General features: G+C 52.0%; 16 protein-coding genes and 2 tRNA genes. 7 read left to right on the top strand and 11 right to left on the bottom strand.

Annotated features, from left to right (window positions below; genetic code table 11):
• Window positions 1-224 precede the first annotated feature (224 nt).
• Window positions 225-1,073, bottom strand: coding sequence for a PRC-barrel domain-containing protein (locus FHS72_RS17850; RefSeq protein ID WP_183531098.1), 849 nt, complete (start codon window positions 1,071-1,073; stop codon window positions 225-227).
• A gap of 236 nt (window positions 1,074-1,309) precedes the next feature.
• Here FHS72_RS17850 and FHS72_RS17845 point away from each other — a divergent pair, with 236 nt between their 5' ends.
• Both FHS72_RS17845 and FHS72_RS17840 read left to right on the top strand, forming a co-directional pair.
• Window positions 1,310-2,437, top strand: a complete 1,128-nt coding sequence (locus FHS72_RS17845) for a hypothetical protein (protein WP_183531097.1) — start codon at window positions 1,310-1,312, stop codon at window positions 2,435-2,437.
• An 8-nt stretch (window positions 2,438-2,445) separates the two neighbouring features.
• Window positions 2,446-3,255: a mechanosensitive ion channel family protein gene (locus FHS72_RS17840; protein WP_183531096.1), complete on the top strand. Its 810-nt coding sequence runs from the start codon at window positions 2,446-2,448 to the stop codon at window positions 3,253-3,255.
• Between the two features lie 42 nt (window positions 3,256-3,297).
• On the opposite strand, the gene FHS72_RS17835 is transcribed toward FHS72_RS17840, so the two are convergent.
• Together FHS72_RS17835 and FHS72_RS17830 are read right to left on the bottom strand one after the other, a co-directional pair.
• Window positions 3,298-4,401 (bottom strand): endonuclease/exonuclease/phosphatase family protein, encoded by a 1,104-nt coding sequence (locus tag FHS72_RS17835; protein WP_343042716.1) that lies wholly within the window; start codon window positions 4,399-4,401, stop codon window positions 3,298-3,300.
• Window positions 4,398-5,471 (bottom strand): AI-2E family transporter, encoded by a 1,074-nt coding sequence (locus tag FHS72_RS17830; protein ID WP_183531095.1) that lies wholly within the window; start codon window positions 5,469-5,471, stop codon window positions 4,398-4,400. Before FHS72_RS17830 ends, FHS72_RS17835 begins: the two co-directional genes overlap by 4 nt.
• Window positions 5,472-5,719: 248 nt before the next feature.
• Here FHS72_RS17830 and FHS72_RS17825 point away from each other — a divergent pair.
• Window positions 5,720-5,797, top strand: a tRNA-Arg gene (locus FHS72_RS17825).
• 77 nt (window positions 5,798-5,874) lie between these two features.
• On the opposite strand, the gene FHS72_RS17820 is transcribed toward FHS72_RS17825, so the two are convergent.
• Window positions 5,875-6,078, bottom strand: coding sequence for a CsbD family protein (locus FHS72_RS17820; protein WP_183531094.1), 204 nt, complete (start codon window positions 6,076-6,078; stop codon window positions 5,875-5,877).
• A gap of 221 nt (window positions 6,079-6,299) precedes the next feature.
• Between FHS72_RS17820 and FHS72_RS17815 the strand changes: the two genes are divergently transcribed.
• Window positions 6,300-6,488 (top strand): PLDc N-terminal domain-containing protein, encoded by a 189-nt coding sequence (locus FHS72_RS17815; RefSeq protein ID WP_183531093.1) that lies wholly within the window; start codon window positions 6,300-6,302, stop codon window positions 6,486-6,488.
• A gap of 81 nt (window positions 6,489-6,569) precedes the next feature.
• Here the strand turns inward: FHS72_RS17815 and FHS72_RS18640 are convergent, their stop codons facing one another.
• The 3 genes from FHS72_RS18640 to FHS72_RS17800 are packed head-to-tail and all read right to left on the bottom strand — an operon-like array spanning window position 6,570 to window position 8,988.
• Window positions 6,570-8,276, bottom strand: a complete 1,707-nt coding sequence (locus FHS72_RS18640; protein WP_183531092.1) for a histidine kinase dimerization/phosphoacceptor domain -containing protein — start codon at window positions 8,274-8,276, stop codon at window positions 6,570-6,572.
• Entirely contained in the window at window positions 8,273-8,827 is a 555-nt protein-coding gene (locus tag FHS72_RS17805) for an RNA polymerase sigma factor (protein WP_183531091.1), read from the bottom strand. The genes FHS72_RS18640 and FHS72_RS17805 overlap by 4 nt, the downstream gene beginning before the upstream one ends.
• Window positions 8,824-8,988 (bottom strand): NepR family anti-sigma factor, encoded by a 165-nt coding sequence (locus FHS72_RS17800; RefSeq protein ID WP_183531090.1) that lies wholly within the window; start codon window positions 8,986-8,988, stop codon window positions 8,824-8,826. The genes FHS72_RS17805 and FHS72_RS17800 overlap by 4 nt, the downstream gene beginning before the upstream one ends.
• Before the next feature lie 98 nt (window positions 8,989-9,086).
• Here FHS72_RS17800 and FHS72_RS17795 point away from each other — a divergent pair, with 98 nt between their 5' ends.
• A complete protein-coding gene (locus tag FHS72_RS17795) occupies window positions 9,087-9,896 on the top strand; it encodes a response regulator (protein WP_183531089.1) in 810 nt (269 codons plus the stop codon).
• Between the two features lie 108 nt (window positions 9,897-10,004).
• Here the strand turns inward: FHS72_RS17795 and FHS72_RS17790 are convergent, their stop codons facing one another.
• Entirely contained in the window at window positions 10,005-10,166 is a 162-nt protein-coding gene (locus FHS72_RS17790; protein WP_183531088.1) for a DUF1328 domain-containing protein, read from the bottom strand.
• A 161-nt stretch (window positions 10,167-10,327) separates the two neighbouring features.
• Between FHS72_RS17790 and FHS72_RS17785 the strand changes: the two genes are divergently transcribed.
• Window positions 10,328-10,657, top strand: a complete 330-nt coding sequence (locus tag FHS72_RS17785; RefSeq protein ID WP_183531087.1) for an ElaB/YgaM/YqjD family protein — start codon at window positions 10,328-10,330, stop codon at window positions 10,655-10,657.
• Between the two features lie 3 nt (window positions 10,658-10,660).
• Entirely contained in the window at window positions 10,661-11,002 is a 342-nt protein-coding gene (locus tag FHS72_RS17780) for a phage holin family protein (protein ID WP_183531086.1), read from the top strand.
• A gap of 111 nt (window positions 11,003-11,113) precedes the next feature.
• Here the strand turns inward: FHS72_RS17780 and FHS72_RS17775 are convergent.
• From FHS72_RS17775 to FHS72_RS17765, 3 genes are all read right to left on the bottom strand, one after another.
• Window positions 11,114-11,203: transfer RNA gene (locus FHS72_RS17775), tRNA-Ser, on the bottom strand.
• 190 nt (window positions 11,204-11,393) lie between these two features.
• Window positions 11,394-12,818 carry a YbaY family lipoprotein gene (locus FHS72_RS17770; RefSeq protein ID WP_183531085.1) on the bottom strand — a complete coding sequence of 475 codons (1,425 nt, stop codon included), beginning with the start codon at window positions 12,816-12,818 and terminating at the stop codon, window positions 11,394-11,396.
• Window positions 12,819-13,238: 420 nt separating this feature from the next.
• The gene (locus FHS72_RS17765) at window positions 13,239-15,269 is read right to left on the bottom strand and encodes a Hint domain-containing protein (protein WP_183531084.1); all 2,031 of its coding nucleotides are present in this window, start codon (window positions 15,267-15,269) and stop codon (window positions 13,239-13,241) included.
• Between the last annotated feature and the right edge of the window lie 265 nt (window positions 15,270-15,534).

Below are 15,534 nucleotides of genomic sequence, written 5' to 3'. Positions count from 1 at the left end.
AATTTGTACTGTTCAATATCCGATTGTCAAGTTGCATGTGAAAATTCGTGGCATTTCAAAGTATGGCTTAGGCGCTGGTAAAGTGGAGCACGCAGACCCTGCAAAGCTGTGTGTGGCCTGAGCCGTTGCGATACCTCAAATTCAGAACGAAAACAGAAAAGCCCCTCCCGAACAAACGGGAGGGGCGATCACGAGAGTGAATAGTTCCTCGCTACTCTATGACATTAGCCTTCGTATTCAGGCTGTGCTTCAAGAGCTTCTTCCGAGCTTTCGATGTAGACGCGAAGGTCGCTACCGTCGTCAGAACGAATGATCTGCAATTCGTCCATCGGCACGGATACCGGCTTTTCGCCCAACCCAAGGAAACCACCTACGTCGATGATTGCGCGGTCAAGTGCTCCATCTGCTGTTACCAACAGTTCAGAAATCTCACCGATATCTTCGTCATTCACGCCGTAAACACGAGCGCCTGTCAAGTCTTCGGCAGTCAGGTCTTCGGTCATGGCTGTTGCGTAGCCATCACGCTCCATCATCGGTGCGGTCAGCGGTGTGCGCTCTTCATCTACGTCGGCCCCGTCAACTTCGGCGGCGTCCATGTCAGCATTTTCCGTATCCATACCGTCGTGGTCCATGTCGGACATCGGTGTGGTGTACTCGTAAGCTGGCGCTTCTTCGACACCGACTTGGTTCGAATTAACGACCAAGAAGTAGTCGTTTGCATCGCCATCTTCAGCTACGAACTGGATGCTGTCCATTGCAACAGCGACGTTCTTTTCGCCTATGCCAAGGAAGCCGCCAACTCCAACAATCACGGACTGTACTTCGCCGTCACGTGTCAGAACGATCTCGTTAATTTCGCCGATATCGTCCCATTCTGTTTCGCCGTTTTCAGCGATGGTCACACCATCAAAGTCTGCTTCTGATGCATAGACGCGCATCCCGATCAACTCGGACGCATTGAGGTTTGTCGCCGCGTCGAATGTCATATCTGAAAACGCACCAGTGTGGCCTTCAGCATATGCAGATGTCCCAAGAATAAGTGCTACTGCTGTAGTTGCTACAAAATTTTTCATGGTCTTTCTCCTATAGTATGGCCGCTGCAGTGTTTGCATCAGCTTCGAATAGAGAACACCAATCTCTGCATTCTGTTCCCAATAGATTTTGTTTTTTTTGATGGAACTAATTTGGTTTCAACCCTACCAACCGGCAAATCGAAGCCCTTACGCAATATTTAGGGGTTTGGCAGTGTTACAGGTGTAAACTGTGTGTCACGATGCGATGAACGATTGCACAGAAACTGGAACGACAAATGTCAAAACCTGATCCTGATAGCCCAGATTTTCCGACCGAACTGATACGTTTGGGCGAATATGTCTGGCCGCAGGGGGAAACGCGGCAAACGCTGGTTCATACTTTCGAAAATTTAACGGCAAAAATACCTTGGCTCGCCAAGCAGGAATATATTCAGGACGAAGACCTGCATTCCATTCACGAGCAAGGTTTAATCGCCGCGTGTCATGAGCGACTTCAAGGGATCCTCTTTAACTGTTTGGATAACCAATTTCTGGATTGGGCAACGACGCCCGACGAAAAGATTGAACAACGCGTGTTTGTATCGCCGCCGATGCGTCAAGATTTGTTGCGGGATTGGGCGAAGTTGCGTGGATTAGCGATTGTTACGTCCTTGGATGACGTACCCGATGATGAGACCGCTGATGCAGTTGTCTTTAACCTGTCTGGCCAACACTTACTGCGCCAGTATGACAGCATCGACAATGTCCGGGCACTGATCAGGTCATTTTCCAAGCGAAAGCGCAAAGTCATCTTTGGCTGCAACAGTTGGGCGTGGCGGTATATGAACGCAATCACCGCGATTGATATGTCGCTCCCCAACCAGGTCACGACACCTGCCTTCACGGACAAAGCGCTTGCCGCGTTGCTGGAACCCACCATTTCCCAGACCTACAACCTGACTGATATTCGTTCCGAGGCATCCGGTGAACCCGTTTTTGAACGCGATGAGGACGGCGAATTAAAGGACCCGTATTTCACCAAACTTGCTAAACGCAGTTTAGGCGTACCGTGGGGCGCGATTGAAATGTTCTTTGATGACGCCCGAGCAGCTACTGAAGATGAAGATACCCCCAAGGATCACACTGCAACGATGTGGCTGCGCCAATCGGGTAGCCCGTCCGTGCCCAGCCATGATCACGCCCTGATCTGCTTGGCTTTGCAAAATCTGCTTATTCACGAGCCTTGTCGTTCGGAAACGATTGAAAACATGCTTCCGAGGCCCCTGCCCCAAGGCATCTGGACTACGCTGGCATCCCTAGGATTTATCAGCATCGACGATGACGGACTGCGCCATAATCCGCGCCACTACGCCGCTATGCGCAGCGCCCTCGGGACTGCGGGCCTTAACCTTGATCAACTTTAGGACGCCTCATGGAAGACCAGGTCGATAAATTCTCTAATCTGTTCAATACGCTGTCGGCCTGGGTGATCTCGGAAGTCATCGTGGTTATCATTTTGGCGTGGGTGCTGTTTAAAGCTGTAGAAAAAGTCCTACCAGTTGTCGCGGAACGTCTACCTGCGGGTCTGCGCCAAGGCACATTAAACGCGATCCCTATCACGCGTGTCCTTTTGATTATTTGCGTGATTACTTGGCTGGTGCCTCTGATTTTCAACGTCACATTGCAAAATTTCGTCCTGATCGCCGGAGCACTTAGTGTCGCAATTGGCTTTGCCTTCAAAGACTTAGCCAGCGCAGTGATTGCCGGACTTGTTGCGCTCTTTGAAAAACCATATCGGCTTGGTGACTGGGTGCGCGTCGGTGAAAATTACGGTGAAGTGATAACCATCGGAATGCGGGCATTCCAACTGCGCACGCCGGACGATAATATCGTAACGATCCCCCACGACCGCATTTGGACCCACAACATTATTAACGGGAACGATGGTGACAGCACGCTGATGTGTGTCGCAGATTTTTTCGTCGCGCGCGGGCAATCTACCGATGGTATTGCAGAACGCTTGCGCGACGTGGCCCGTACCAGCCCGTTCCTTAACCTCGATCGCGCTATCATTGTCGTCGCGAAAAACACGCCCGTGGGCATAACCTACCATGTGAAGGCCTACCCCTTCGAACCTCGTGACCAGTTCGCGTTCATCACCGACCTCACGGAACGGGGAAATGCGATGTTGCTAGCGAGAGGCGTTGAAACGACTGAATTCCCAAGCGAGTTAGCTGTGTAAAGCAAGGCTGTTGCCTTCAATCAGTGCCACCCCAGATTGAGCTTAATCTTTCTCCCATTCCGTCCCAATAGGTGCGCGTTCTTCGGCCTTCGCGTCATCAATCATCTCGTCTACTTCTTCTTTCTCACCATTTCGTGGCGGTTCAGGAAGAACGTTATCCCCTTCGCTCTCGGTCAACGCGAGAGAGAAAAACATGGGAAAGTGATCAGAACCAATCGGCGCGAGGCGGCGCATGTCGAGCAACCGGAACTTTGCGTCATGAAACAAGTGATCAAGCGGCCAGCGAAAACAAGGTATCATGGCGTGAAATGTCGCGTAAAAACCGCGACCGATGCGCGGGTCTAACAGGCCTGAAAGGCGTTGAAACCGGCGCGTCGTCGTGGACCAAGCGACATCATTCAGATCACCCGCAATCACGACGGGCAAGGAATCCGACTGCGCTTTAAGCCCAGCAAGAGCGATTTCGCTGTCTCGACCTTTAGTATCCATATTCGGGACCGGCGGTTCGGGGTGCACTGCAAAAATACGGAACCATGATCCCGCAGGCAGTTGAACTGCAGCCCGGATTGACGGCACGCCTTCGGTGACGAGTTCAGCGACGTCGACTTGCCCCAGCGGGAAACGCGAATACAGCGCCATGCCATATCCTGTATCAAACGGCACTTCGATCTTCTCGGCGAACAAGGACTTAATTTCTTCGATACCGTCCAGCCATGGCTGGTCAACTTCCACGACGATCAAAATGTCAGGTGCTTCTTCGCGGACCATCTGATTGAAACGATGATACGCGCGGTTTGACATTTTCACGTTGCTCGCGAGGATCGATACCGTCCGCTTGTCTATGTCTGATATCGCGCCATCAGGTTTGTGTGATTGTACGCGCCAGATAGGCGTGAATTTCGCGATATAGATAGAGTTTACCAACGTCAGTACGACCGCGAGCGCGACCAACCAAATCCGGTTCGCCCCCTCGAACGACATGATTGCGACAACTGCTATTAGTATGGTCAGCACCAGCGTCTGAAGGCGGAAAAAGCCGATCCCCTGAACAAAGCCATACGGCAGCTTTGTCATCGGTAAAAACGTAGAGAGCGCTACGAATATCAACAGCAGCCAAAGTATCGTTCCAAGAATAGCTAACGTCACTGGATTTGCCTTTCGCCGGTTTCCGCAACGCCAAGAAAGTTGCCGAAGGTGTTGAGCGACGTGAAATTGTCGCACACCACTTTAAACACAAGCAGGAACGGCACCGCAACAAGCGCCCCCGCGATTCCCCAGAGCCAAGCCCACAGCACGACGGTCAGGAACACGGCAACAATGTTAACTTCCATGCGCCGCCCTACGAGATATGGCGTAACAAAATTCGCTTCAAACGCGGTAATCGTTTGGTAAACAATTGGAACCATGATCGCATATGACAATGTGTCGAAATATATGATCGCGTGAACGCCGACCAAAACTGTGCCTATCAAGCCGCCCAGAATCGGTAAATAATTTAACAAGAACGCGGCGATGCCCCAAACATAGGCGTCCTCTAGTCCCATCGCGTAGAGCGCCAATGTCATGACGACGCCCAATCCAGCGTTGATCATCGTGATCGTCAACAGATACGTCGAAACGCGGCGCTCGATATCGTAAACGGTTGTGAGTGCGCGCTTTCGTTCGCTGACCGTCCTAAAGGTTTGAACCAGCTTGACGTAAAACATATTCCCCGACGCCAACAGAAAAAGAGCCAATATCAACGAAATACCCGCCGATGTCGCTAGCCCCGCCACCACTGACAACGCGGAGTTCACGATGGGGCTCTGCTCCACAACCGCCTGCTGTGGGGCGTCGGAATTGGCGGCCGTCATTTCTTCGATATCTTCGGACACGTCTTTCATGGCGTCGATGGCACTGCTGACGCTGCTCAGTTTCTCACGCAACTCTTCAGCAGTACTGGGGATGTCTTGCGCCCACACGCGTATGGTCTCGCCTGCGAAGTATCCAGCAGAGCCTACGACCAGGGTCGCGAATATGATCAAAATCGTCGCGCCAACGGCGGCAGGTATCCCGATTTTTTGCAGAGCACGATTGATGGGACTGAGCGTGAGGGCGATCAAGAACCCGATCACGATAGGAAGAATTAATGCCTTAGCGAAGTAGGCCAGAACGAACGCAGAAATCGTGATAAGCGTGTTGACCCCACGTCTGAGGGCCTTGATATCATCTTCCATAATTGACTTTCTACGTGCCTGAAAACAAGAACGTCTTATCTTTCGGAAACCAAATAGAGCGGTTGATGATACCCCAACGCTGCGTGACGGCTTAAGTTCCCGGTTATTTAGAGGCATAATCGCTGGCCAGATTTTTAGCCCTGCCCAGCCCGCGTAGCTAACATGCACACACACCCTTGGTCAGCCCATCTGATATTGATGCTATCAAGTTGACATTTCAGCGGTATGGATACAGGAGTAGCCGCGACGGGCCGTTAGCTCAGCTGGATTAGAGCAGGGAACTTCTAATTCTCAGGTCGGGGGTTCGAGTCCTCCACGGCTCGCCATTTTCACTACCGAACAGGTCACTAAACACAAAAGTGGCCGGTGCAATGACCGGCCACAATAGAAAAATTTACAGCTTTCAGACGTCGGACGAGTTCAAAAAGTCGTCGACTTCTTTTTTAGCTTCTTCTTTGGACTTGCCGTATTTGGCTTGAATTTTGCCTTCGAGCACTTCGCGGTTACCGTCGATTTCTGTCAGGTCGTCGTCTGTCAGATCGCCCCACTTGGCCTTGGCGTTGCCTTTTACTTCTTTCCATTTACCTTGAACTTGATCCCAATTCATTACGCGTTCCTTCCATAAAGGTTGACGTCTGGCGGATCGTTGATCTTAGCCGGACGCTTGAGGCGGTCTGTCGCCCCTTAATGATGATCCAACACAGGACGGACGAATTCGTTCCGGGCTGTCGCGCAAATTCGCAAACAATGGCGCATGCCCGCTCAATGGAACAATTTCAACGTTCACGCGTTGATTTAGCAACAACTTCACAAACGAGGAGACGTAGAATGGAATATGCTGGCATTGGTGGATTGATTGTATTGGCGCTCAACATCTGGGCGATCATCTCGATCCTAAGTTCATCAGCGACGACAGGCGCTAAGGTGCTCTGGACGTTGCTCGTGTTGGTGCTGCCGATACTTGGCTTTATTATCTGGTTCTTGGCCGGCCCAAAGTCAGGCGCAACTACTGCGTAAAAGATAAAGGCGCGCAAATCGAATTGCGCGCCTTCTTTTTGTCTTCTGATAAGCCAATTACGTGGGACCCGCGATCAAGCTTCAGAAGTCGCGACCATCGGGAACAAATTCCTCAATCATGAAATGCAGCCGCAGCGTAAAGGTTGTCTCTTCTTCCTCGAGACTGATTTTTCCACCTAGTTGCACCGAGAATGCATTGATCAGCTTTGTACCTAGCCCAGTGCTTTCCACATCAGCAGCGATGCCGATTGAATTCCGTATTGTCAGCACGCATTCAGCGCCATTTTGCTTCAGCGAAACCAAAATGAACGGCTTTTCGGCGTCAGAACTGCCGATGTATTTCAGCGAATTGGTCATCCCCTCAGCCACCAGCAACGCCAGCGGAACGGCTTGATCTGGGTACAGCAATACGGGATCGATGTCGGTATCTATTTTGACAGACGAGTCACTAGCCGCAGCGACCTCCACAGAGTTTTCGACAATATCCGTAACCAACGCACCTACGTTTGCCATGCCGCCATGACGTGACTGATAAAGGTCGCGGTGAATGGACGCGAGACTAAGAACACGATCTTGCAGCCGCATGAGGACCGATTTCGTTTCCTCTTGCTGCGCTGCGCGTATCTTCATGTTCATGATCGACGAAATCAGCTGAAGGTTATTTTTGACGCGGTGATGAACCTCTTTAATAAGCACATTTTTTTCGCGCACCATGTCTTCGAGTTCGGCTTCCTCACGCACGATGTCGTCCGTCATGCGGTCAAAGTTTCTCGCGAGCGATTGCAGCTCGTTTGGCATCGCCCCTCGGTAGGTCGAAGTCTGGATACTGCGGCTTTCAGCAAATTCATCCATGTTGCGACGCAGATGCGTGATGTGACGCAGCACCAAAGTGTAGATCGACAACATCGCGACGGCCATGCTCGCCACCCACATCAGGATTGGGAACACGGCAGGTTGGACGAAACTGCTGATCGACCCTATCGGGCTTTCGTCGGTTTTCCAAACGCCTAGCACGGTAGCGCCACTGCCTTGGATTGGCACGACAGTATATGTTCGGCGCTCGCCGTTTCGGTTCTGCCCTTCAAAGGCAAGACCACTCAAGATACGCAAATTGCCGACCGTCCGGTCGGCGGGCATTTCTAGCTGGGCTTTTTCAAGATTATTACGAGCGGTCAGAATTTCATCGTTGGAGTTGAATGTTAGTAACTCAATTAGCCCCAATTCCTCTAAGTTCTCAGAGGCTTTCGGCATGCCGCGATGAGGGATCGAGATCGAGATGAAACCAGCGAATTTGCCATCCACTTGAAAAGGTTCCGAAATGTTGAAAATCGATTCCTGACTAAGGGGACCGCGACGGTTAGCAACAATCATTCGCTGCTGCGTTTTCATCAACTCTTCAAAATACGGGCCGGACGTCGCATCAAATTCCCCGCCAGCGGATGAGCAGGTCATCACACCAGAAGGTGGCAGGACGCCCATGAAGCTGTAGTTGCTATTGTTGGCAATAAACCGTTCCAGATCACGACTACACGCGACCGGATCGTCCATGAAATCCGAGACCACTGTTCCAAAGAACCGCGCCACGCCCAAGGCACGTTGGATGAACAGCTCTTCTTCCTTCGCGGCACTGCGCGTTAGAGCCAACAGCGCCAGTTCCGCATTCCGTGCAGATTCACTTTCGACGCGGTTGGTTTGATAGATCGCGACAGCTGCCAGTGGAAAAAGCGCAAGCGTCAACAGCAGCACGATTTGCACGCGCAAACTGTTATACCATTTCGCTTTTATCACGACGTAATCCCTGTTCCGCCAACCACAGCTTTGGTTGCAGTATCGGTCAACTCCAACGCTTCGTCGTCGTCAAGTTCCAGCAATTCCGTCAGCCGTGCGCGGGCGCGGTTCACGCGACTTTTGATTGTGCCAGTCGCCACGCCACACATCTCGCCAGCTTCGTCATACGAGAAACCGGACGCCCCGACCAAGATTAATGCCTCGCGTTGTTCGTCAGGCAATTGTTCGAAAGCAACTTTGAAGTCCCGCATTTGAAGGCGGCCATCATGATCTGGTTTGACCGACAGCTTGTCTGAAAACACATTATCCACGTCAGCAACTTCGCGGTTCAACTTGCGACGGCTGGTGTAAAAGTTGTTGCGCAGAATGGTAAATAACCAAGCCCGCATATTGGTGCCTGGTTTAAATTTCTCGATATTTGTCCACGCTTTGAGGACTGTGTCTTGCATCATATCATCCGCAGTCGCGCGGTTGCGCGTCAAACTCAGCGCGAACGCCCTTAGCGCTGGCAAGTGCGTTACCAGTTCATCTCTCGGGTCTGAGTTGCTCATTTTTTGACTTTCAGTTCATCATCCTGAGCGCGCAGCAATGTCAAAAGATCAGTAATCTGATCTGGCATCTGGTCACGTTCGAGATCCGAGAAAACTTGCTTGAGGTTCTCGTCAATAAAACTGGCTATCTTTAACTTCTTCGGGTCATCACGACTTGTCATTCTGGTACAGTACCTCAATGCTAATATATAACTGCCTATGGAACTAACTTCGTCCCCAAGCGTTTGGTTCCAAGAAATCTCACAAAAAGGTTCGAAATATGAACGACACGATGGACGATGCAAACTTTTCTGACCTTCTTGCGGTCGAACTCCCGTATCTGAGACGGTACACGCGGGCGCTAACCGGATCACAGTCACGTGGTGACAACTACACTGTCGCAACTCTTGAAACTATTCTCAAGGACAGATCGCCATTCGACAACGAACACCCCATAAAAGTTAACCTTTTCAAATGCTTCCACGCAGTTTGGACAACCACAGGGCAGCGTTTTGCTGATCCGGAAACAGGTTTACGCAGTCGCGCACACGGCCTGCTTGCAAACCTGACAGCTAACTCCCGCGAGGCGTTATTGCTGCGCACCGTCGAAGAGTTCAGCCTCAGTAACATCGCTACGATCATGCAAACTGACGTCGAAGAAGTGCGCGGATTGATCAAAGCGGCCAATTCAGAGCTTGCCGATAGCTTTAAAGGGCGGGTCATGATTATCGAAGATGAGCCGATCATCGCGGCTGACCTGTCCGAAATCGTTAGCGCCTTGGGTCATCAGGTCACTGGCGTTGCACGAACCCATAAGGAAGCATTGACGCTTGGTGCCGAGCTGGACGCAGATTTGATCTTGGCGGATATCCAACTTGCCGATAATTCCTCTGGTATAGATGCGGTGAATGACCTTCTGGAACTCATGGACGTCCCTGTGATCTTCATCACAGCGTTCCCAGAAAGGTTGTTGACCGGCGACCGTCCAGAGCCGGCTTTCTTGATCTCAAAACCTTTCCAAGAGGCACAAGTACAATCTGCTGTGAGCCAAGCGATGTTCTTTGCCTCAACTGAGACATTAAAAACCTAAGTCATTGTTCGTGAGACACAAAAGGCCGTTGAAACACGCAGTTTCATCGGCCTTTTGAATGCCTATCGCAGCGCAAGGCAGAGGCACCCTTTCCGCCCATCTTGCGCCTTAGCTCCGTATGGCACGCAGTATCAGCGTACCGATGAACAGGACCAAGAACACAAAGAAAAGAATTTGCGCGATACCCGCTGACGCGGATGCGATTCCACCAAAGCCGAAAACCGCAGCAACGATGGCCACGATAAAGAAAATGACAGCGTAGTATAACATGGATCTTCTCCTGATTTTTTGTTGATGCGCAGAGGGGTCCCTGCTTTCTGGCAATTCAACCCCGCGAGTTTGAATGTGGTTCCAAACTTTATTATTCGCACTCAAGGAACCAAACACGCTCGCATGTGTTGATCGGTTAGAAATGAATAAGGAGAATGACTATGGCTAATGTTTCAAACAAATCGGGCTCTAACGGCGCAACAGCCACCGATGTGAGTGAACAATTAGAGACCTTGCGGGCGGACATTGGACAGTTAACACAGATCATTGCCGACTTTGGTAAAGCCAAGGGCGAAGACGCTATTGCAGCAACACGCCACGCGGCGGAAAGCGCACGCGGTAAGGTCGCTGACCAGGCCGAAACGGCGCGCATTCACGCCCTAGAATTGCAGGACCAAGCCAACGATTTCGTTCAAAAGCAACCAGCAACGGCACTCGGCATTGCTGCAGGCCTAGGTTTTCTCGTCGGATTTCTTGGTTCGCGGAAATAACTGATGTTTGGGATCAAGGATAAGGTCGCAAGGACCGCCAAACGCGCGGGCCTGATCAGCGCGGGCACTGTATGCTGCACAGTCGGAGTGGGCTTCCTAACCGCATCCGGCTGGCTCGCGCTCGCGCCAACAGTAGGCCCCGCGACGGCCGCGTTTATTATCGCGGGGGTCTATATCGGTGTGGGCCTTATCCTGATCGCCTTAGGAGCAAACGACCCAGCCACGCAACACCGCCCGCCAGCAGCGGCCGAGCAACCCAAAACTGCAACGCAAGCGCCCCCGCTCATGCAGGCGTTTATGTTCGGCATGGAAACGGGTGTAAAAGCAGATAAGCGGCGGCGGTAGGTTAGAACGCGCTGCACCAAGGTTCCACAAGTCAAGATCATGACTTGCATCATTACCGGAGCATCGCAAGAAGCCCTAAACATATGGCACGTTTCACAAATTTAGGGTTTCTGGCGGAGACGAAGGGATTCGAACCCTCGAGACCCTTCCGGGCCTACTCCCTTAGCAGGGGAGCGCCTTCGACCACTCGGCCACGTCTCCGTTGACCCGTTTAGTGGGGGTTTGGATGAGAAACAAGACGAAAATCACTTTTTTATCTAGGCGCTGAAAAAGTCTGATTTTAATGTAATTGCCGCACTCACAAACACCGTTTCGAGCGGTTATGAAATCCCCAACCACAGGTCGTGATTTCAGGCGGCGTCATCTCCTAGCAAATTCACCGTCGCGTTCTTTAATACAGATACACCGCCGTCATGAGCGCCAGAACCTCATCCCTTTCACCATAAAACACCAACGTTTCACCATTGATCCGGTAGCACTGCGTTGCTTCTAAGGCCTGCGCAAGGCTTTGCTCCAAGTCACCCAGCGGTGGCGGACATGCCATCATTGTTGCGGCTGTGCGGCCAAATTTTAGCATTCCGTGTCGCTGCGTAAATTCACCTGACATCCCGTTGCACCCCACTGTCGTGGAAAACCTACCGTCATTTTCACGCAGAATGACGTGCGCTTCTCGGCCACCAGAAGGCAGGCCGACGACATCTTCGACCGCAAGGACATCGATTTTCCAGTAGGTATTTGTAAGCGAAGCATCGGCGCGTTGCCGTTCGCATGTAATGCCGGGTCGCGTACGAACAAACTGATTGACGACGAGGCTACGCTGATCTTCCCCTTCCATCGCTGGGCGCATTAAAAACGACCCTTCGACATTGACGTATAGCGAGGCACCAACGGCCGCTTGGTCGGTGAGGTAGGCTTGTTCCAACGCGAGGTAATCGCCGTCCATGACAACTGGATAAATGCGCCCCGTGCGACATTCTTCGAACACTGCGGCATCTGCCATATAGGTCATCATGCCACCGATAAAAACCTTTTCGATGTCAGTTTCATCAAGGCCACCGTTGCTTGTTAGATCATATGGCAAATCCGATACGATTGCGTTCCTGTCCATATCCAACTGTCTGATTTTGTTTGGTGCTTTCACCTCCCACTGCGCAGGCGTGTCAGTCACTCCGGCCAAAGCAATCGCATTCGTGCCGACTTCGAGATACCAAAAACCAATATCGTCTTGAGTATTCGCGCTTGCGCCGCCAGCCTCGCCTAGCCATTCGCGGCGCAGATGATAGCCTTGGTCAGGCCACAGGTCGAGGTGATAGCTGATCCCCTCACAATCCGCGCAAGGCAGCGTGCCTACGAACGTCGCTGGCAATTGCAAACCATGTGCGCCGATTTGTGGCTGGACAGCGACAGGATTGCTTTGGGCTTCTGACGCAACGCGTACCATCGTGATGTTAACCTCATCCGACGCGCCGCGCGTCAGCACGGGGGCAACCGTATCAGTCGTGAACATCATGCGATCCCCAGCCCAGAGCGTCGCGCGCACCGCATAGCTGTGGTTCGGCTGAATTTCGCTGCGGTCGTATTGGATCTCGAACGCGTAAGGCGGGCCGCCCGCATTTTCGATCTCAATGCGCCCTAACTCGACCGCAGCCACGTCTGCGCGCGAAATGTCAGACAGGATCGCTACAAAGCGTGCATCCGCTGGCGGCATGATCCGTTCGCGGAAAGTTGCCGAGCCTGTGACAGTATCAGCCGCCGCCATCCCTCCAAAGGGGAATGCAAACGCCAGAACCATGACTAGGAAGCGGGAATAGAACATGATGATCTCTTTCTGTTGCGAAAGCGCGTTCGCAAATCCACTGCGGTAAGTTGTTTGGCAGAGTGCTACCAAACTCTGACGCAGGGTGCAAAGCTGAGGGGATCATAGCCCGTCAGCTTTCCCGAAAGCATCGCGCAATGGCGATGATCGATAGAGGGGAGCTCTAAAACGCAAAAACCAACGCATTACTAACGAGTTGCCCGTACCTTTGGACATTCAGATCAATGAATGGATAGTGGTAGATGCCCGTGAATGCGCCCCTATCCGGTTTTCTTACCGTATAGTGTGTTCGCCTAGGGTAAATCCCTAGCGACCGCGAGTGCGGTCTTTCGAACTTAGATGTGAGTGGTGGCCTGATGGTCGGGATGTGTCCTGCGAGGCAATCAGAAATTGGTTACCCCGCAGATTTGTCTTTTTATCTTATGAAAACAGTAGCTTTTCGTTTCGCGCTGTACGTTCCGCAAACTTGCGGGCCTGTCTGCCGGGCACCAATAGTCGCACAGCGGCTGTGCTGGTGTCAGGATCGGCCTGTAGACCCGGAAAAATCGAATAGATTTCCTCGCGTGCCTCTGGGCTGATCGATTTTAACGCCTCTGGCCCAGTATAGAGGCTCTCGGTTCTAGCGCCATTCGAAAACACGATTTGATGCGCTTCGAAGAGAAAGTGCCAATAGACTACCTCTGTCACATCATCCGCGACGTCGATCCCGTTCAACTGCACAAGATGTTTCGCACCAACGAGAATTTCGTTTACCCCGAACATGCGTGAGGCAATTTTAGAATTTGCGAGAACGCGATGCTGTGGCGATACCATCAAATCTTGCTCGGGCATGTTGTTACCCAAAGCCCCCGCCTTGATACGGATCGGACGCAGTTTCGGGTTCGCATCAAGCGCTTGTTTGGACAAAGTCCGCGACCCAATCCAACGGATCGGCTGATACCCTTGATCGAGTGTCAGAACTTCGTCATCAATCTTCAGATCCTCAACAGCTACGTTACCTTCGCGTGTTTTGATCAGGGTTCCAGACGTGAAACACACCACGGCGGTTTGCTCTTCGGTCAAACCGCCGGTCACGCCAGTCATCGTCAAGGTCGGACCGGACGTCATGTCCGTGCCGTTAAAGTTAACGACGCCGTCGGCCACATCGTGGTTCAACGCGGCGATCGCGTTCACGAAATCGGTGCCGTTAGCGCTGTTATACGCGTCAAGTGTGGTTTCGTTAAAGATACCGCTCAGATCGACGAAATCGTTGTTTGTCGTGATGGTGTCGTTATACGGACCACCGCTATCATTCCCGAAGTCAGTGATGATATCGTTGCCGCGATTTTCACCTGACCAAACAAAGACATCGTCGCCAGTGCCGCCTGTCATGGTGTCATCACCGTCGCCGCCATCGATCAGATCGTTGCCGCCGCCGCCATCAATTGTATCCGTTCCACCTAGGCCCCAAAGCTTGTTGGCGCTATTATTACCCGTAATGGTGTTGCTACTAGAGTTGCCCCGCACGTTTTCAAAATTAGTAACCTCGGTACCAAAATTGACGGTAGCCGGACCCACATCGTTCAGGATGATGCTTAGATTTAAATTGTCGACAATCGTAGCGTCGAACCTAACTGTGTCTTCACCATCACCGCCGTTAAGTGTTTCCGTGTCACCATCCGTGCGAAATCCAACCTCGGCAGTATCGTCGCCAACACCAAGGTAGACGGCATCCGTAGCACTGTCTGCCCCGCCGGCAATCCAAGTATCATTGCCAGCCCCGCCGAAAACGAGATCGTCGCCTTCGCCGCCTTCGAGCGTATCGTCGCCGTCACCGCCATAAATGATGTCATCGCCTGCGCCACCATTGATCGCGTCATCATCATCACCACCATAGATGATGTCGTTACCGCTGCCGGAATTGATTATGTCATTCCCGCTGTAGCCGTAAATTGTATCGTTGCCCGACTGCCCACCAAACAATACGCCACCAGAAGCATAATTGGTTATCTGGTCGCCATCAGCATCAGTATAACCAACATTCATGGTGTCGCTCGCATCCGTGCCATCAACGACTCCGGGCGTGGTCTCGATCATACTAAACGGTTCGGATCCCAACGAAAACGACCCAGCGACTCCAGTTAGCCCCGGAAAGCCATCAGGCGCATAGATATACAGTTGGGTACTATCGGGCGCACCAACTGAGAAAATCATGATATTTGTACTGCCAAACAACCCCAGCAAGGAATTCGCGTAACCGGACCCCAAGTAGTTCAAAGGCTGCTCGACAGTACTGGCCCCGATCCTAACCGTTGTTGTGCCTGTTTCACCAATGACAAGTTGACCATCGTCATCGGTGATAGTGCCCGAAACAGGAGACGTAATGTCTGGCAGGACGTTCAAACCAAGCAAGCTAAGTAGGCTACCATTGTAAGCATATAGGCTACCGGTAGCTTCTAAAGTAACGCTCATCGCCATGGTCCTTTCGCATTCCGCAAACCCCGTGACCGTCGATGCCCCCGCGCGCGGCCACTATCCAAAGCGATAGAGGTGGCTGCGTTTGAGAGTGTTCGTTTTTCGATCACCGGGCTGTCCGCTACGGATGTGTGTTTCGTTAAACCTAACCTCGTGACCCCAACAACGTGTGAGGTGCCCCTAACTTCCTAGACGCCTGCCTTGTTCATTTTCTGCTGTTTCATTTCATAGTCAACCGGTGACAGCATGCCGTTGTTCGTGT

The organism is Yoonia ponticola (genome assembly GCF_014199395.1).
Lineage (GTDB): Bacteria > Pseudomonadota > Alphaproteobacteria > Rhodobacterales > Rhodobacteraceae > Yoonia > Yoonia ponticola.
The sequence above is the reverse complement of the archived record's forward strand: the minus strand, read 5'-3'. Positions and strand labels throughout refer to the sequence as shown.